Origin of the sequence: Kribbella polygonati, assembly GCF_050320105.1 — a bacterium.
Taxonomy (GTDB): Bacteria; Actinomycetota; Actinomycetes; order Propionibacteriales; family Kribbellaceae; genus Kribbella.
This window is the reverse complement of record NZ_CP190129.1, coordinates 6,863,726-6,881,636: the sequence shown is the minus strand read 5'-3', so window position 1 is coordinate 6,881,636 and position 17,911 is coordinate 6,863,726. Positions and strand designations below refer to the sequence as shown.

General features: G+C 70.2%; 11 protein-coding genes. 4 read left to right on the top strand and 7 right to left on the bottom strand.

What is annotated here, in order from left to right; translation table 11 throughout:
- The first annotated feature begins 67 nt into the window (after positions 1–67).
- Complete coding sequence (locus ACQHIV_RS32790) at positions 68–646, top strand: hypothetical protein (RefSeq protein WP_427887830.1); 579 nt, start codon at positions 68–70, stop codon at positions 644–646.
- 54 nt (positions 647–700) lie between these two features.
- Here ACQHIV_RS32790 and purD read toward each other — a convergent pair whose 3' ends face one another.
- From purD to ACQHIV_RS32770, 4 genes are all read right to left on the bottom strand, one after another.
- Positions 701–1,978, bottom strand: coding sequence for a phosphoribosylamine--glycine ligase (gene purD, locus ACQHIV_RS32785; protein WP_427887828.1), 1,278 nt, complete (start codon positions 1,976–1,978; stop codon positions 701–703).
- 474 nt (positions 1,979–2,452) lie between these two features.
- Entirely contained in the window at positions 2,453–3,448 is a 996-nt protein-coding gene (locus ACQHIV_RS32780; RefSeq protein WP_427887826.1) for an SEC-C metal-binding domain-containing protein, read from the bottom strand.
- 12 nt (positions 3,449–3,460) lie between these two features.
- Positions 3,461–4,147, bottom strand: coding sequence for a hypothetical protein (locus ACQHIV_RS32775; RefSeq protein WP_427887825.1), 687 nt, complete (start codon positions 4,145–4,147; stop codon positions 3,461–3,463).
- Between the two features lie 11 nt (positions 4,148–4,158).
- The gene (locus ACQHIV_RS32770) at positions 4,159–5,019 is read right to left on the bottom strand and encodes an alpha/beta fold hydrolase (RefSeq protein WP_427887823.1); all 861 of its coding nucleotides are present in this window, start codon (positions 5,017–5,019) and stop codon (positions 4,159–4,161) included.
- 129 nt (positions 5,020–5,148) lie between these two features.
- Between ACQHIV_RS32770 and ACQHIV_RS32765 the strand changes: the two genes are divergently transcribed.
- Positions 5,149–5,520, top strand: a complete 372-nt coding sequence (locus ACQHIV_RS32765) for an FKBP-type peptidyl-prolyl cis-trans isomerase (protein WP_427887821.1) — start codon at positions 5,149–5,151, stop codon at positions 5,518–5,520.
- A gap of 58 nt (positions 5,521–5,578) precedes the next feature.
- Here the strand turns inward: ACQHIV_RS32765 and ACQHIV_RS32760 are convergent, their stop codons facing one another.
- The gene (locus tag ACQHIV_RS32760) at positions 5,579–9,244 is read right to left on the bottom strand and encodes a S8 family serine peptidase (RefSeq protein WP_427887819.1); all 3,666 of its coding nucleotides are present in this window, start codon (positions 9,242–9,244) and stop codon (positions 5,579–5,581) included.
- Between the two features lie 143 nt (positions 9,245–9,387).
- Here ACQHIV_RS32760 and ACQHIV_RS32755 point away from each other — a divergent pair, with 143 nt between their 5' ends.
- Together ACQHIV_RS32755 and ACQHIV_RS32750 are read left to right on the top strand one after the other, a co-directional pair.
- Positions 9,388–10,365 (top strand): helix-turn-helix domain-containing protein, encoded by a 978-nt coding sequence (locus ACQHIV_RS32755; protein WP_427887818.1) that lies wholly within the window; start codon positions 9,388–9,390, stop codon positions 10,363–10,365.
- 93 nt (positions 10,366–10,458) lie between these two features.
- Positions 10,459–11,652: a glycosyltransferase gene (locus tag ACQHIV_RS32750; protein WP_427887816.1), complete on the top strand. Its 1,194-nt coding sequence runs from the start codon at positions 10,459–10,461 to the stop codon at positions 11,650–11,652.
- On the opposite strand, the gene ACQHIV_RS32745 is transcribed toward ACQHIV_RS32750, so the two are convergent.
- Both ACQHIV_RS32745 and ACQHIV_RS32740 read right to left on the bottom strand, forming a co-directional pair.
- Positions 11,634–16,622, bottom strand: a complete 4,989-nt coding sequence (locus tag ACQHIV_RS32745) for an AAA domain-containing protein (protein ID WP_427887814.1) — start codon at positions 16,620–16,622, stop codon at positions 11,634–11,636. The two genes, ACQHIV_RS32750 and ACQHIV_RS32745, sit on opposite strands and share 19 nt — an antisense overlap.
- Positions 16,619–17,905, bottom strand: coding sequence for a M48 family metalloprotease (locus ACQHIV_RS32740; protein ID WP_427887812.1), 1,287 nt, complete (start codon positions 17,903–17,905; stop codon positions 16,619–16,621). The genes ACQHIV_RS32745 and ACQHIV_RS32740 overlap by 4 nt, the downstream gene beginning before the upstream one ends.
- Between the last annotated feature and the right edge of the window lie 6 nt (positions 17,906–17,911).

Here is a 17,911-nt window from a genome sequence, read left to right as displayed (position 1 = left end):
CCGAACACTCGGAGTACAGGCCATCCACTCCGCGGCCCCGAGGACCGCGGGCCGAAAGGACGACATCATGCGCCGCAAGACGTTCGACGCGCTGCTCACCTCCGCCGGGCTTGTTCTCGCGATCGTCATGGTCGCCGCCGGCGCACTGCTGCTGTGGGCGCACAGCTTCGTCGACAACCAGGTCCACGACCAGCTCGCCGCCCAGCAGATCTACTTCCCGAAGGCGGGCAGCGACTCGCTCAACGATCCGGCGATCAAGCCGTACCTGACGCCGTACGCCGGTCAGCAGCTGGTGAACGGCGCCCAGGCCGAGGCGTACGCCAACCACTACATCGCCGTCCACATCCAGTCGATCGGCGGCGGCAAGACCTACGCGCAGCTGTCCGCCGAGTCGATCGCCAACCCGAACGACGCCAAGCTGGCCGGCGAGGTCCAGACCGTGTTCCGCGGTGAGACCCTGCGCGGCATGCTGCTGAACGCGTACGCGTTCTGGAAGATGGGACAGATCGCCTTCATCGCCGCGATCGCCGCCTTCGCGGCCGCCGGGGTGCTGCTGATCCTGTCGGTCCTCGGGTACGCGCACCTGCGCACCGTGCCCGCCAACCGCGAGGTGATGCCGAAGCTCAGCGAGCCTCGTACCGTCTGAACCCGCGCTCGGAGAACCGCCGGCCACGCCTTGGGCCGGCGGTTCTGTCGTGCTTCAGAGAGTGATCTCGCCGCGTTCGGCCTTGAGGGCGATGTCGGTGCGGTGCTGCGATCCCTTGATCCGGATCTGCCCGACCGCCGCGTACGCGCGCTGCCGCGCCTCGGCCAGGTCCTTGCCGACCGCGCTCACCGCGAGCACCCGGCCGCCGGCCGTCACCAGCTCGTCGTCGTCCAGCGCCGTACCGGCGTGAAAGACCCGGACGTCGTCGTTCTCGGCCTGGTCGATCCCGGCGATCGGGTCGCCCTTGCGCGGGCTGGCCGGGTACTTCTTCGCGGCCACCACGACCGCCACCGACGACGCGTTCCGCCAGCTCAGGCCGCCCTGGTCGGCGAGCTTGCCCGTCGCGGCGGCGTACAGCAGGCCGCCGAGCGGGGTCTTCAGCATCGGCAGCAGCGCCTGCGTCTCCGGGTCCCCGAAGCGGCAGTTGAACTCGATCACGCGGACACCGCGCGACGTCAGCGCGAGACCGGCGTACAGCAGCCCGCTGAACGGCGTACCGCGGTGCCGGAGCTCGTCGATCGTCGGCTGCAGCACCTTCTCGGTGATCTCGGCGACCAGGTCCTCCGGTGCCCACGGCAACGGTGTGTACGCGCCCATGCCGCCGGTGTTCGGGCCCTCGTCGTTGTCGCCGAGCCGCTTGAAGTCCTGCGCCGGCTGCATCGGCAGTACGGTCGTACCGTCGGTGATCGCGAACAGCGAGACCTCCGGCCCGTCCAGGTACTCCTCGATCAGCACCTGGTCGCACTCCGCCGCGTGCCGCAGCGCCGCCTCGCGGTCCGACGTCACGACGACGCCCTTCCCCGCGGCGAGCCCGTCGTCCTTCACGACGTACGGCGGCCCGAACGCGTCGATCGCCGTCGCCGCCTCCTCGGGCGTGGTGCAGACGTACGCGCGGCCGGTCGGCACGCTCGCGCACGCCATCACGTCCTTCGCGAACGCCTTCGACCCCTCGATCTGCGCGGCCTCCCGGGACGGCCCGAACACCGCGATCCCAGCCTCCCGCAACGGATCCGCCAGCCCCGCCACCAGCGGCGCCTCCGGCCCGACGACCGCGAGGTCCACGTCCAGCTCCCGCGCCAGCGCGACCACCGCGTCATGATCCTCGACGTCCACAGCCCGGCACCCAACCGTCTGCCCGTCGTACACCGGCCGCAGCGCAGCAATCCCCGGATTCCCCGGAGCCGCCACCACCAGCTCAACCTCCGCATCCTGAGCCAACGCCCAGGCCAGAGCATGCTCGCGCCCACCAGACCCGACAACCAAAACCTTCACGGACGCCCACCCTAGCGTGCCCCACCGCAGAAGCCGCCCACGGACGGACGGTCGTGATTAAAGAGGTGAGGTACTAGCCCCCGCGAGTGAAGGCTCAGCCGAGCGTCCTACGCGACGACTTCTGGTAGGGGGCTCGTCTCACGCGATGACATCGCGGCGCCAACCCGAGCCGGCCGCGAAGAACACCCGTGAGGCTGCCGCGGAGTACCAGACCGTGCGGCTACCGTCGCGGATTGACTATCTGGGGAGGATTACGTGCCCGTTCGGGTGGGCAATCCTCCCCAACCTGGCCGTCGGCCGGCATCGCCCCGGGGAACGCCGAGTCGTGGCGTTTGGCTGGTGCCCGGGACAGCGACTCGTGGATCGAGGTCGCCAGAGACGGCGCATCGTCGGCCGAATCCCACGACTCGACGAACAGGGTGCTGCGGACCACGCCTGGGAAGACGGATCGGCGAGGCGCCAGAATGCGACGTATCAGTGCGCGCGTGGGAGGCAGCACTTCTTGTATTTGCTTGTCGAGCCGCACCAGCATGGGTCGTTGCGGCCCGGGGGCCAGTTGACCTCGGCGATGTTCGACTCTGCGAGGGAGTCGCTGTAGGCCTGGACTGCGTCGTTGACGAGCTGCTCGGTCCCGTCCATCGTGGCGAACTCCGCAAGTCCGTCGGCTGAGCCGGGAACGACAGCCAAGCGAACTGCGCCATGCTCCGCGCGCAGCCGGAGCTCCTGCTCCGTAGCGGCTCGATGCTCGTCCCAGGTTGCGCCGTGGTCGACAGCCAGTTCTGGCCAGCGGCGGAGAGCTTCTTCGTACTCGCGCTGTGGCAGGAACAGCAACGCCGACTCGTCTTCGAGCGAGTCCTCCAGATTCTCCATCAGCTCGTCCGCGAGCTCGTCGTGATCATCATGCGGGAGCCCCAGCTCGTGCCGCACACCATGCCTGGCCTGAAGGAGTTCGAAGGCGAGCGTCGCGACGTCGTCGTAGGTCGGGTCCGAGGGAGTGGACTCAAGTTCACCGTGACGACGGAGAACTTCGTCCAAGGCCTCAGTCAGCCACTCCTCAGCGGTTTCCGCCAGCCCGTTGGACACCAGAACGTCACCGACGAGCATCGGGGCATCCGGATCCGCTGCCAATCGTTCACGCAGAGCCGAGAGTTGCGTCATCGCCTCCTCATCGCGGCCCGCCTGGAACAGCGCGTCAGCGCGAACTGCAGCCGGGTGGCAAACGAAGGTGCCTTCGGATCGCTCGTAGGCCTCGATTGCACGCTCCGCAAGCGCGATCGAGGTCTCCGCATCGCCGGTGTCGCTGGTGATCTCGGCCGCGACTGTCAGGGCATAGCCGATGTCGGTCTGGTCAGCGACCCTGCCGTTCTCGACGGCATCGATCAACGACACCGCCAACGCGCCCGGCGTCTCGCTGTCGATCGCTTCCTCCGCGATGCGATCGATGTCTTCCGTCGACAACATTGCACTCATGCGAATACTCAATCAGTAGTGCCAGTAGTAACGCCCGTCGGCGTTCCAGTCCAAGGGGACTGTGGTGTGGTTGGTGAAGGCCATGCCTAGGCCCTTGGCCAGTTCGACTGTGCGGGCTAGTTGGAGGGAGTAGGGGTGGTGGTTGTCGTCCCACCACTGTTCTGACTGGGTGATGCAGGTTTGGTTGGTGAAGTAGGGGTTGGAGCAGGGGTGGGGTGGGAGCCACTTCTGGAGGTGGCGGAAGTGGACTGTGGTGGAGCCGTTGGGGGGTTTGATGGTGCCGGTGGCGTCGAGGCAGTAGGCCGTTGTGGGGATGGTCCACTTGACGTAGTGCTGGCGGCCGTTGGCGGAGGGGATTGGCTGCATGTTGGTGCAGTTGGCGTCGCCGATGGTTTCGGTGGTGACGCGTTGGATCTGGGTAAGTGGGCGGCCGGCTCCGTCGTTGTAGCCGTCGAGGAGGACCCAGTCGCCGTCGTGGACGAAGCGTTCGGCCGACGCGGGAGGCCAGGGTTTCGGGTCGCCCCAGGAGATGTCGGACTCGGTGGCGGACAGTGGGGTCCAGGCCCACTGTCCTGCCGCGGTGCCGCCGGCGAAGTACTGGCCGGCGGACTTCTCGAACATCAGGGAGTACTGCGCGTAGGTCTCAGGCGCGGTGGGAGAGGTCAGTAGGCCGATCACCAAAACCAGGGCTTTGATCACGGAGAGCTAGGTTACCCAAGGACCTCGCGGAGCTTGGCCGCGAACTCGACCGGCTTGCCGGGTTGGCCGTACTCGTTGCCGAGGAAGCCACCGTGGCCGCTCGGGAAGACCTCCGGCGTCAGGCCGAGCCGCTCGGCCACCGCCTTGCCGCCGCGGGCGGCCAGCTGGTTGCCGGACTCCTCGCCGACTCCGATCACGATCCGGTCCTTCGCCTTCGCGAGCGCGTCGAAGTCGGGCTGGTACGACGTGCAGCCGCGCAGGTTCTGCCCGAGCAGGGCGTCGTCGCGTTTGCCGTCGTCCTCGGTCGGCAGGCCGAACATCGCCGGGTCCGGCGCGGGCTGCTCGGTGTAGTCGGCCGGGATCTCGCCGTCGTACCCGACGATCGCGATGAACTTCGCCATCCCGGGCCCCATGCCGTCGCGCTGGTACGTCGAGTAGATGTCCTCGACCGCGGCGGTCGCGGCCTCGTGGTCCGGGAGGATGCCGGCCAGCGGCGGCTCGTGCGGGACCACGCGCCGGATCAGGTCAGGGCGCCGGGCGGTCAGGGCCAGCGCGTTCACCGCGCCACCGCTGCTCGCGAACAGGTCGACCGGGCCGACGTCCAGGTGCTCGATCAGCGCGGCGAGGTCCGCGGCGTGGTCCTCCGGTGAGAGCTCGGTCAGCTCGCCACTGCGGACGCTCCGCTCGACGCCACGTGGGTCGTACGTGACGACGGTCCGGTCCTCGAAGTGCGAGGCCAGCGTCGGGAAGCCGCTCGCGCCCATCGGCGAACCGATGATCAGCAGCACCGGGCGGTTCGCGAGGTCGCCGCGAACGTCGTACGTCAGCGTCGCACCTGGTACGTCGAGTGTCTGGGTCACCGGCTCCGGCATGGTCGAACTCCTCGCGCCCGCGGCCCACCCCCATTGGTCGGCCTCGTGTTCGAGAGCCTAGACGCTCCCGATCACCCCCAACAGGAACCCGATCGGAACTTTCCCGGCACTTTCTGCTTAGCTGGAGACATGACTGAGAAGCCAGAGATCGACTTTCCGGACGGGCCGCCGCCGGCGGATCTCGAGATCACCGACATCACCGAGGGTGACGGCGCCGAGGCCAAGGCCGGTTCCCGGGTGAACGTGCACTACGTGGGCGTCGCGCACTCCACCGGCGAGGAGTTCGACGCGTCGTACAACCGCGGCGCCCCGCTGGCGTTCCAGCTCGGCGTCGGCCAGGTCATCCAGGGCTGGGACACCGGCGTCCAGGGTATGAAGGTCGGCGGCCGGCGCAAGCTGGTCATCCCGCCGCACCTGGGGTACGGCGACCGCGGCGCGGGCGCCTCGATCAAGCCGGGCGAGACCCTGATCTTCGTCGTGGACCTGATCAGCGTCAGCTGAAGCACGTACGGACAGCCGGCGGCGACCCGAGACTGGGTCACCGCCGGCTGCGCTGTTTCTAGTGGATCGACGCCGCCCGGATCACCTCCTGGCGGACCGCGTTCCCCGCGTCGTCGGTGGCCGTCGCGCGCAGCGAGAGGTACGACGCACCCTTCGGCAGCCGTACGTCGGCGTACCAGCCGGCCCCGGCCCGGGACAGCGGAGCCGCCTGCCAGCTCGCGCCGTCGTCGTACGAGACCTGCAACGTCGCGCCGTTGAGCTTGCCGCCACCCTCGACACCGTCGAACTGGAACGCGGACAGTCCGATGCGCTGCCACGGGCTCCCCGTCAACGCACCGTTGAGGTCCGTCGCCAAGTGGTAGTCGAGCTGGATCAACGGCAGGTAGGCGTACCCGTTCGTCGCCGCCGTCTGCGCCCGGAAGTCCCACGCGGTCGACGTCTTCGTCCCCAGCTCCCACACCGCCGGCCGGGTGGTGTCCATCTCGAACCGGTAGTTCGCCCAGCCCGTCGTCGCCGGCACGCTCGTCTGGATCGCCTGGAACGTACTCGTCCGCACCAGGTTCCCGTTCTGGAACAGCCTGGTCGCGACCGTCGACTCGTCGTCCATCGCCCCGGTGACGCCCTGGTCGCCGCTGCTCGCGAACGGCACGTTCACCGCGAAGAAGTTGCCACTGCGTCGCGGGTTCCAGTACCCGGAGCCGACCCGCGGACGGGCGACCGGCGCGAACCAGGAGTTCGTCTGCACCGAGGTCGGCCGGTACATGTGCCGCTCGCCACGCTGCTCCCAGCCCCGCGGGTCATTCGTCTGCTCGTACCAGTCGGTCCCCGCGCCTGTGGACACGTAGTCGACCCGCTGGGTCCCGAGGTGCACCGGTTCGGTCACCTGCAGGCACGGCGGCCAGAACCCGATCCGGCAGTCGGCCCTGCTCTCGAACGCGAGCTCACCGGTCGGCCCGACGAACCGGTTGACCACCGTGGCCAGCTCACCGGCCCGCGGCGCGTACCGCAGGTCAGCCGGGATCCCCCCGCTGTACGCCTTCACCAGGTCGTACAGGTATGGCGGAGCCTCGGTCCCCATCATCCGCAGCCGAACGGACGCCATGCGGGCAATCAACGGAGCACCCTCTGCCGCCGTCAACGAGTACACAGGCAGGTCAGTACCACCAGCCCAGTCGTAGTACCGGCCCTCACTCACCACGACCAGCACAGCCGCACCAGCAGCGAGGGCAGCCGCAGCCCGGGCGCTCGGCGTGACCGCAGGGTCGGCCGTTACGAACACAGCCTTCCCACGAACGTCGAGACCCGTGTAGTCCGCACCATTGCCGGCGTACACGCTGCTCAGCGTCGCCTTACCGTCCCAACGCTTCGATCCGCCCTGCAAGAGCGGGTGCAGCGCCTTGTCGTCCACAGTCATCGACAGCAACGGCGTCGTACGGCGCCAGCGTGACGAGAAGTCGTACACGCCACCAGCCACAGCACCCGTTGGGGCGGCGTACACGTTGGTCACCACCGGCGTAGGCACGTACTGGCTCAAGAAGGTCGCGTACTGCCCGCCGATCCCGGAGTCGTGGTACCAACCGGAGCGCCGGTAGACGTCCTCACCCGGCAGCGGCGTGCTGAGCGTGATGGGCTTCGCCGTACGCGCGTCCAGCGTCAAGTCGGTGTTCTTCCCGATCACAAGGTGCGGGTTGCCAACAAGCGCGACACCTTGCTCGCCGTCGACCGGCAACCAGGAGTACGCCGCGTACACGCCGGGCTCCAGGCGCTGCGTCGAGACGTTGCCGGTGGCCGGGTCGATCTCGAGCGTGTCGACGAACTGGTTGCCGTATTTGTACAGCGTCACGAACCCGCCCGCCGGCTTACCGTCACGGCCGGTCGCGTGCACGTTGAGGTTGTACCGCTCGCCCTCCATGACCAGCCCGACGGCGGTCTGCGCGACCTGCTTGCCGTCCTGCTTCGCGATCACGGTGCCCGAGTACGACGGGCCCGGCGTGGCCAGGTTCGGCGTCGCGGTGACGTTGACCGAAGCAGTGCCCTTGGCCGGGACGGTGACCTGGTTCGACGCCAGCGTGAGCAGTCCGGCCGGTGCGGGCGTCGTACCGTCACTGGTCACGTCCGTCGACAGGTCCAGCGTGGCCGGGCTGTCGCCGAGGTTCGTGTAGGTGATCGTCCGCTCGACCGGTAGGTCGTCACCGTGCGGCCAGGCGTGGAACCCGAAGTCGCGGGTCGCGGTCGCGTTGATCTTCCCGAAAGCCGCCGCCGGTACGTCGAGACGCCCGCCGCCGACCTGGTACGCCGTCTCGCCGGCCAACGGTCTCGCCGTACTGACCAACGCCGACTTGAGCTGCTCACCCGTCCAGTCCGGGTGCTCCTGCACGAGCAGCGCGGCGGCACCGGCGACATGCGGTGTCGCCATCGACGTACCGCTGAGGGACTTGTAGTACCCGCTGCCGGACGACTTCGCCGCGCGGGCCGCGAGTACGTTGACGCCGGGCGCGACGATCTCCGGCTTCACGGTCGCGTCGCCGAGCCGCGGACCCATGTCCTGGAAGTACGCGCGGTTGTCGTTCTTGTCCACCGCGCCGACGGTCAGCGCGGCCGACGCCGCACCCGGCGAGCCGATCCCACTCACCCGCCCGTAGTTGCCTGCGGCAATCACAAAGAGCGCGCCGGTCTCGGCGCTGAGCCGGTCGACGGCCTGCGCCATCGGGTCGGTGCCGTCGCTGGCCTCGGTGCTGCCGAGGCTCATGCTGACCACCTTGGCCCGGTGCGCGGCCCACTCCATCCCGTCGATGATCCAGGACGCGGCGCCGGAGCCGCCGTCGTTGAGCACCTTGCCGATCGCGAGGTGCGCGGCCGGCGCGACGCCCTTCTCGACGCCGGCCGACGCGGCGCCGGTACCGGCCACCGTGGAGGCGACGTGGGTGCCGTGACCGTTCACGTCCTCGGTGGTCTCACCCGGTACGAAGCTCTGCGTCTCGGCGATCCGGCCGGCCAGGTCGGGGTGCGTCTGGTCGACACCGGTGTCCAGGATCGCGACCGTCGTACCGGAGCCGTCGAGACCCTGCGCCCACGCGGTCGGCGCGCCGATCTGGTTGACGCTCTCGGCCAGGCTGGCCTTGACCTTCTCGTCGAGGAACACCTTCTGGATGCCCTCACCGAACTGCCCGGGGGCGGCCGACCGGGCCGTACTCGCGGTGATACCGGACCAGAACTTCGCGGCCTCGGCCTTGTGCGCGGACATGCCCAGACCGCTGATGCTCTCCAGCGTCGCACCACGGTCGGCGTACCGCGGGGTCGCGGCCGCGGCCCGCAGCCCCGGCCGGTACTGCACGATCAGCGGGATCGACTGCACCGACGCGTCGTCGTACCCCTGGTCGACCAGGGCGGAGACGTTGAACAGCTCGGGGTCGAGGCGGCCGCTGGCGAGGTACGGCAGGGCGGCGTCCGGTACGACGTGCAGGTCCTCGCCGACCTGCTGGATCTGGACGCCGCCGCGGCTGCCCGCGGCGGGCTCGACGGACGCGGTCGGCGGGCCGCCGGCGTTGTCGGTGAGCGTGACCACGTCGCCGGTCACGAGCGTGACGCGGTGGGTGGTGCCGGTGGCGGACGGGGTCGGTGGGGAGGTTGCCGGAGCGCCGGCCTGCGAGGGCGTCGTCGTGGCCGTGGCCAGAGCCACGAGTACGGCGAGCCCACCGGCGACGGCGCGTGCGGATCGGGACATGGGCGGACCCTTCCTGGGGGGAGACCTGCGGAACGGATGGCATGAATATGCCGCGTCGCCGTACAGTGGTCCATGGCGGGATTGCGGCATGACACGTGTCCGCCATGCCACCCTCCGTCCGGCGGCCCCCGAAGGAGCGCACGATGCTCGACGTGCTGGGACTGGAAGCGATCGAGGAGAGTGCCTACCGGCGGCTGATCACGCTGCCGTCGGAGTCCGTCGAGGAGCTGGCGGCGGCGCTCCGGGTCGAGACGAGCGACCTCGCGGCAGCGCTCGACGGGCTCGAGGAGAAGGGCCTGGTCGCCCGCTCCACCGCGACACCGGGGCACTTCGTCGCGTCGCCGCCGGCGCTCGCGCTCGGGTCGCTGATCGTGCAGCGTCAGGAGGACATCCGGCGGGCGCAGCTAGAGCTCGGCCGGCTCGCGGAGCAGTACCGGGGTGTCATGGCGGACCGCTCGGACACCGACGTGATCGAGGTGGTCCGCGGCGCGCAGGCGGTGGCGCAGCGGTTCGGGCAGATGCAGCGCGGCGCGTCGGCCGAGGTACTGGCGCTGGTGAAGGCGTCGGTCGCGGTCGTCTCCGCGGACGAGAACGTGGACGAGGACGCGGCGCTGGCCCGCGGGGTGGCCTACCGGGTGGTCGTCGAACGGGCGGCGTTCGCGAAGCCGGGCTTCGTCGACCTGGTGGCCGAGTCGGTCAAGGCCGGCGAGCAGATCCGGGTCACCGGCGACCTGCCACTGCGGCTGATCGTCGCCGACCGCTCGCTCGCTTTGTTGCCATTAGCCCCTACTGCGGCCGACTCCGCGGGCGGGGCGTTGCTGGTCCATCCGTCCGGGCTGCTGGACGCGCTGCTGCACCTGTTCGACCTGATCTGGGCGGGCGCGAACGAAGTACTCCCGAGCGAGAACGGCACCACCGAACTGTCGGCCGACCGCCTCGACGACCTCGACACCCGGATCCTCACGCTACTCCTGGCCGGCCTCACCGACCAGGCGATCGGCGGTCAGCTCGGGTTGTCCCTGCGCACCGTCCAGCGCCGCGTCAGCCACCTGATGGACCGCGCCCAGGTCGTCACCCGCTTCCAACTAGGCCACGAAGCCACCCGCCGCGGCTGGCTCTGACGACCCTCTACTTCCAACGTACAGCCGGTTGGGGGGCTTGCCGCAAGGGACGGTTCGGCTCGGAGAATTGGGGGTCTACGAGAGGATGAACGCGTGCGTTTTGTGTTGGCCAGTTGGGGATCGCGTGGTGACGTCGAGCCGTTGGCGGGGCTTGCGGTGGCGCTTCAGGGATTGGGGGCCGAGGCAACGGTCTGTGCGCCGCCGGAGGGTGATTTCGAGGAACTGCTGGCGCGAGCGGGGGTGCCGATGGAGCCGCTCGGTCCGTCCGTGCGGTCCGTGGTCACGGCACCGAAGTCCACCTCCGGAGTGCATCCGGCGTTCGAGTTGGCGCCGCGGTTGATCGCGGCGCGGTTCGAGACCCTCGGCCGGGTCGCGCCTGGCGCCGATGCGATCGTGGCGACCGGGCTGATGCCGGCCGGTGCGCGGGACGTGGCCGACAAGCTCGGCATCGGGTACGTACTCGCGGGCTTCCACCTGGGCGGGATCCCGTCGCAGCACTTCGCCCCAGGAGCACGACCGGGTACGCCGACCCCGGACAACGTCACCGACCGGCATGAGCAGTGGGAGTACGACGCCCTCCGCGTGAACGAGCTGTACGGCGTGGCCCTCAACGAGCAGCGGGCCGCGATAGGCCTGCCGCCTGTCGCAAACGTCCGCGACTACGTGTTCACCGAACACCCCTGGCTCGCCGCAGACCCAACACTGTGCCCATCGAAGGGCATGACCGATCTAGAACTCGTACAGACCGGCGCCTGGATCCTGCCCGACCACCGTCCGCTCCCGGACGACCTGCGGGCATTCCTGGACGCCGGTGAGCCACCGGTGTACGTCGGCTTCGGCAGCATGGCGTCGTACGCACCGAAAGACATCGCCCAGACCGCCGTCGAGGCATCACGGGCTCACGGCCGCCGCGTGCTGCTCAGTCGCGGCTGGTCCGAGATCGACGCGGACGACTGCTTCGTCGTCGACGAGGTCAACCAGCAGGCCCTGTTCCCGCGGGTGGCGGCGGTCGTGCATCACGGCGGCGCCGGTACGACGACCACGGCCGCACGGGCCGGCGTACCGCAGGTCGTCGTACCGCTCATCGCCGACCAGCCGTACTGGGCGTCCCGGGTGACCGCGCTGGGCATCGGCGCCGCGGACAAGGCACCGACTGTCGACTCGCTGTCGGCCGCGCTCGGCACCGCATTGGGCGCCACCCAGCGGGCCCGCGAGGTGGGCGGGATGATCAAGACCGACGGCGCGACGGTGGCCGCCGAACTGCTGATTCAGTCGACCGGGCGATGAAGCGCGTCCAGCAGCTGTGAGACGACGGCGTCCGGCGAGCGGGTCCAGTCCGTGGTGAGGACGTGGTGGACTCGCCAGCCGGCGGTGGTCAGCGCGGTCGGATGCGTGGTGAGGCGCTCGAGCAACGTGTCCGACGCGACCCGGTCCGGCGTGTCCACGAGGACGGCCAGCCGGTACCCGCTGTCGTCCGCAAGCTTCAGCGCGAGGTCGCACCGGAACACGGACTCCCCCACCGCCACGTCGACCTCGACCCCGCGCGCCTCCAGCGCCGCCGCGAGCTGCTCGACCACCGGAGTCGTCTGCCGTCTCTCGCGGACGGTCTTCAGGTTGTACGACGCGAGCGCGGCCTGCGCGGCGTGCTGGTCCCCGCGCGACACAGCCGCGGCGTACCCGAGGAACCGTCGCAGCGTGTTCGCGCCGTCGTTGTAGGTGTTGGTGATCGCGTCGGGCTCGATGCTGCTCACGATCACCATGTGCTCGCGGGCGCGGCTGAAGATCACGTTCAGCCGCTTCTCGCCGCCCGAGGTGTTGATCGGGCCGAAGTTCATCAGCATCCGCCCGTCCGGACCGGGCGCGTAGCAGACGCTCATCAGGATGATGTCCCGCTCGTCGCCCTGTACGTTCTCCAGGTTCTTCACGAACAGCCCGGCGTCCTGCTCGCCGTGCGTACGGACCTGCTCCGCCTCGTACCGGTCGGCGAACTCCGGATCGCTCTCGGCCAGCTCGGCCAGCGCCCGCTCGATCTCGCCCTGCTGCGCCTCCGAGAACGCCACGATGCCGATGCTCTTCCCGGTCTCGCGCACCAGCAGCTCCCGCACCAGCGAGGCGATCCAGCGTGCCTCGGCCGGGTTGGTACGCCGTACGTACACACCGTCGACGAGCCGTACTGCGGTGATGCTGCCGGCGAGGATGTTGTCGCAGACGTCCGAGGCCGGCGAGTCCGAGCGCAGCGTCCACGGCGGCGCGGTGTGCGGCGGCAACCGGTCCGGCACCGTTGCCAGCTTGCCCTGGTAGAACGCCGCGTTGCTGAACGAGATCAACGCCTCGGAACGGCTCCGGTAGTGCCAGGTCAGCATCGTCGACGCCAGCCGGAGCGCGCTGATGGACAGGAAGCTGTCCTCGGTCAACGCGACGCCGAGCAGTTCCTCGTCGGCGTCGTCGTTCTGCACCCGGAAGTACTGCGTCGGCGGCAGCTGCAGCTGGTCGCCGACGACGATCAGCTGCGGCGCCCGGTGCAGCGCCGGGATCGCCTCCTCCACCGGGATCTGGCTCGCCTCGTCGTACACCACGACGTCGAAGGAAGTTGTCAACGGCAACGTGTCGGACACCGACGACGGGCTCATCAGCCACACCGGCCGGAGCATCGCGACCACCTCGCCGGGCGGGCCGGAGGCGAGGTCCCGGATCGACCGGTACCGCATCACCTTGCCGAACTCGTGCTCCAGCTCGCGGCGCCCGGTCGCGAACGTCTTCTTGCGCTCGCGGTCCTCGGCCGACATCCCGGTCACGCTCTGCTCGGAGTGCGCGACCTCGGCCAGGAACCGGCGCCGGACCCGCGCGACCACGACCTGCGCGTTCAGGTCGGTGAGGTCGTCGTACACCATGCTCAGCTCGCCGACGATCGCGTCGACCCGCTCCGACGACAGCTGCAGCGGGGCGGCGGAGCGGGCGTGCTCCCACTCCGCGGCACAAACGGCGTACTCGAGCTGGTCCGGCGTCGCGTCGAGCCGGCGTACGGCGGCGAGCACGGCAGGAGGTGCGGTGCCGAGATCGCGGAGCTTCGGGCCGATCGCCCGTACGACGGGACCCTCGGCGGCCAGGCGATCCGCCAGGTCGCGGAGCTCGTCGACGGTGAGCGTGTCCCAGTCGCCGGCCAGCAGGTCCCGCGCCGCCGCGGTGGCGTCGTCGAGTACGTCCGCCAGGCGGGCGAGGCGGGCCGTGTCGTCGAGGGCGTCCCGCCAATCGGAGACTGCCTTGCGGGCGGCGGCGAGCTGGTCGATCAGGTCGCGCGGGTCGTCGGCGGCCCAGTCGTGGCGCGTCTGCTCGGTGTGTTCGGCGACCGCCGCGGTGGCGGACTGGGCGGCGACGAGGTCGGTGAGGATCTCGGTGACGGACGGCTGGACGGTGCGCGTCGTACCGTCGAAGCGGTCCCGGACCAGGTGCTTCACCCGGCGCCAGTCGCCGCTGAGGAAGGCGAAAGTGCCGCCTTCCTTGCTTTGGGCAACCTTCAGCGCGGAGCGGGCGTCGGCCGGGTCGAGTGGCTCCCGCCAGCCCGCGGCCTCCTTCCAGGCGGCCCGCTCGGCCTTGACCAGCCACTTCCGCTCAGCTGCCGCCTCCGCCAGCTCCCGCGCCGCCGCCGACCGCGGCACGATCGCCTCCTCCTTGTCGAGCTGAGCCAACGGCTCCAACAGCCGCCCGAGCCGCGCAAGCTCCTGCACGTCCCGTACGGCGACGTCCCCAATCTCGACCGCATCCCACGTCTCGCGGAGCCGCCGCACCGCCCCCACCACATCCGCCTCGTCCCACCGCGCCAAGTAGGCCAGCGGACTGCGCGCCAACACCCCACCGGTAGCCGGCTCGGCCGCGGCCAACCCTTGCGCAACCACCCGCACCGCATCCCGCGCGGCCCACCACTCCCTCACACCAGGCAAGCTTTCAGGGGTAGTCCAGACGTGTCCGCGGAGTTCGGCGAGGCGGTTCACCACCTCACGGAGCCGCGGGTCGCCCGCCGCCAGTTGCTGCTCGAACTCGTCGACGGTCGCGAGCAGACGATCCACCCGCGCGACCAACGCCGTACGCCGCTGCGTCAGCGCATCCAGATCGTCCTTCGCCGGCAGCCAGGCGTCGTACGTGTCCCGCAGCCCGTGCACGAACGCCTTCTTGTCGCCCTGCGAATCGTGGATCAGCGCACACAGCCCGTCCAGCCGCCGGCTCGCCAGCCGCGCGTACACGACATCCAGCGCGGCCCGCTTCTGGCAGACGAACAGCACCCGCTTCCCGCGCGCGACGAAGTCCGCGATCAGGTTCGTGATGGTCTGCGACTTGCCGGTCCCCGGCGGACCCTGGATCACGAAGCTCTCGCCGCGTCGCGCCCGCGCGATCGCCGCCACCTGCGATCCGTCCGCCGGCACCACCAGATGCCGCTCGCCCGGCGGCAGCTCCGGCAGCTCGCTCCCCACCGGCCGCGGCCGGTCCGAGAACAGCTGGTCGAACGACGCCGCCGAGTCCGTTCCGGTCAGCAGCTCGTCGTAGTCCCGGACCAGGCCGAGCGTGCGGTAGTTGAAGTTCGCCAGCGAGACCGCGCACAGATCGACGTCCCACGAGTACGGCCCGCCGTCGGTGTCGAGCGTGTACGTGTCGGTCTCGAGCGCGGTCGGGCGCCGCGGCTCCTCGCCGAGCGCGATCCCCAACGGCAGCGTCTGCTGCGCGATCTGCGTCCGGAAGATCTGGACGCCGAGCGGCTGATAGTCGGTCCGCCGGTACGAGTACGGGTACTGCTTACCGCCGAAACCGGTGGCCAGATTCCCGTGCCGTCGCCGGTTGTACGTGCGCAGCCGGGTCACCGCGCGCTGCCGCACCAGGTCGATCCGCGGCTTCTCCCGCAGGTGCAGCTGCAGTCCCGGCTCCGTCGCCTGGATCTCCTTCGCGAGCCGCTCGTGCAGGTCCCGCAGCGCGCCCGGCGCCGACAGGTCGACAGTCTCCGGCAGCGAGATCCCGTACAGCTGCCGCAGGCTGTGCCGCAGCGTCGGGTTCACCTCGGCGACCGGATCGGTGACGCGCAGGGTGTACGAGTCGCGGACGCCGCGCTTCTTCGTCAGCTCCACCTTCGCCAGCACCAACGGCGACGCGAGCCGGGTGTCGCGATCGTTCTTCAGGTCGTGCCAGCGCAGGAACGCCGGCACCAGCCGCAACTGGTCCAGCCCGTAGTCGGCCTTGTCCCGGCGGGCCGTCGAGATCAGCTTGTCCAGCGTGTTCGCGGCGTACGGCGCCTCGTCGTACCGGATCCACTTGCCGAGCGGCTGCGCCTTCGCGAGCAGCTGTCCGGCCAGGTCGTCGCGCCAGGTGAAGAGCTGCTCCGGGCGGATGTTGCGGACGTCGAGCATCAGCGGCACCGAGACCTCGGTGAGGTTCAGCGCCTGCGCGGTCGGGCGGAAGTTGATCAGCCGGTTCCGCCGGGAGAGGTCGAACAGCCGGTCGCGGAGCGCGCCGAGCACCGCCGTACGCCGGTCCGCGACGCCGCGGACGACCGCCTCGACGTCGAAGTCCAACGGCTGGTCGCGGTAGTTCTCGAGCTGCTCGATCAACGACCGCAGGTCCTGCGCCCGCCGGTGCCGGTCCGGCTCCGCCATCTGCGCGGCGACCGAGACGATCACCGGGTGCAGGTCCGGGTCCAGCTGGTACAAGTTGCCCCGGGCATCGATCAGGGTGGCGACATCCGCCGTCCTGGACAGGTCGAGCCCACAGCCGAGCGCGAGCAGCAGCTGCCCCAGACTGAAGATGTCGGTGAGCTGATCGTGGTGCCCCACGACATGCTCCCAGCTCTGCCACCCAGCCCCCAGCGTCGGCGCACTGACCGCCGCCGAGCCGACAGCCCTCCCAGCTGCGGCTCCGTCCCCGGATGCGGTCCCGTCGCTGGTGCCGGGCACGACGGTCTGTTGGCGGCCGCCGCCTTCGCCGAGGTCGAGGACGGTCTGCCGGCGGGTGGACACCTCGACCGCGGTCGGTCGGTTGCCTTGCAGGGCGTCGATCTGCTGCGTGGCGAGCGTCGGACGCCGCGCGTCCTCGGGCGCGAACCCGAGCCGGCTCTGCTCGTCGATCGTGATCCGGTCCAGCCCGCGCAGCGGCGCCACCAGCCCGCGCTCGTGCACAGCCGCGGTCTGATGGAACAACGGCAGCACAGCCGCCAGCAGTGCGTCGTTCCCAAGCCCGCCTTGCGAGACGGCCAGCGCGACGAGATCCTCGGCACTCATCCGGCCACCTCCGCGGCCGCCTGGACGAGTCGCCCACGTTCCTTGTCGCTCCACCCCAGCTCGTCGTCGGCGACATCGACGTACCCACTGAGTCCCGACCGCCGGGCGACCACCAGCGAGGCGACCAACGCGGCGTCGCCGGTGTCCGGGTCGGCCGTGGCGAGGTCGAGGAGCAGGTAGCACAGATAGCGGATCGTTGCCGCCGCCAACGGTCGCGGCCGCGGCGCCGGCGCACCGTCCACCGGCCGCACCGCCAACGGCTCGTCGAACCGCACACGACCACCCGCGCCGAGCCGCCCCGCGCCCGCCGCCGGTCGCGGCCCGGCGACCTCCGCCACCTCCCACGGCGCCACGACGCCCGGTGCGTCGAGCGGCTCCACGATGCCCCGTGCGTCGAGCGGCACACCGATGGCCGGTGCGTCGCGCGGCTCGGTGAAGTCCGCGGCCGCGGTTGCGACGGCGTCCGTTCGCAGGCCTTCGGTCTGCGCGATCAACGCCGCGAAGTCCCGGCTCAGGTCCCGCAACAACGCCGCGTCCAGCAGGTCCGGCGCATCCACATCCAGCGGTCCCGTCACCAACGCCTCAACGTCCTCGCCGGCCAGCCAGCTCTTCAGCGCCCACGCGCGCCCGACCGCCTCCGGATGCGACGTACCACGGCTCCCCGACCGCAGATCGAGCGACTCCGCCTGTCGCAGGTACGCATCCGGATCCGCCGTACTCAACCCGGTCTCCAGCTTCAGCAGCGCACGGATCGCCGTCCGCAGATCACCGCAAGCGGTCAACGCACCCCGATCCGCGAACAGCTCCGTCGCCAGCGACCACCGCCGATGGGTCTCCAGGTACTGCGACGGCGTGCGAGCATCCCCGGCGGCCGCATCGAGCAGCCGATCCACCGCCAGAAACGCACCGTCCTCGGTCTGCCACAGCAACCGGTGCGCCAACTCGTGCCCGATCACCGCCGTCAGCTCGTCCTCGTCAAGCCGATCCAGCAACGCCCCTTGGAACAGGACCACCGCCTTCCCCGCCTGATGCAGGTACGACGCGTTGGGCTCCCCGCTGACCTGGTAATACTCGACACCCTCGTCCAACCCCAACGCCCGCGCAGCCCGCTCACCAGCGCGAGAGACATCCGGATGTACGTCGGCGTCCAACCGGTACGCGTTCCGCAGCAGTACGTCGTCGAGCGACTCCTCCGGGCCACCGTGCAACGCCGTCCAGGCACGCTCGTCGACCCGGCGGACGACCGCCAGGACGGACCGGTGATACCCGAGCGCTGACAACATGCCCGC

Bases quoted from the DNA above. Each gene is read 5' to 3' on its own strand.
- ACQHIV_RS32765 (WP_427887821.1), top strand. From the start codon at position 5,149: ATGACTGAGAAGCCAGAGATCGACTTTCCGGACGGGCCGCCGCCGGCG.
- ACQHIV_RS32755 (WP_427887818.1), top strand. From the start codon at position 9,388: ATGCTCGACGTGCTGGGACTGGAAGCGATCGAGGAGAGTGCCTACCGG.
- ACQHIV_RS32745 (WP_427887814.1), bottom strand. From the start codon at position 16,622: ATGAGTGCCGAGGATCTCGTCGCGCTGGCCGTCTCGCAAGGCGGGCTT.
- ACQHIV_RS32770 (WP_427887823.1), bottom strand. From the start codon at position 5,019: ATGCCGGAGCCGGTGACCCAGACACTCGACGTACCAGGTGCGACGCTG.
- ACQHIV_RS32780 (WP_427887826.1), bottom strand. From the start codon at position 3,448: ATGAGTGCAATGTTGTCGACGGAAGACATCGATCGCATCGCGGAGGAA.
- ACQHIV_RS32760 (WP_427887819.1), bottom strand. From the start codon at position 9,244: ATGTCCCGATCCGCACGCGCCGTCGCCGGTGGGCTCGCCGTACTCGTG.
- ACQHIV_RS32740 (WP_427887812.1), bottom strand. From the start codon at position 17,905: ATGTTGTCAGCGCTCGGGTATCACCGGTCCGTCCTGGCGGTCGTCCGC.
- ACQHIV_RS32790 (WP_427887830.1), top strand. From the start codon at position 68: ATGCGCCGCAAGACGTTCGACGCGCTGCTCACCTCCGCCGGGCTTGTT.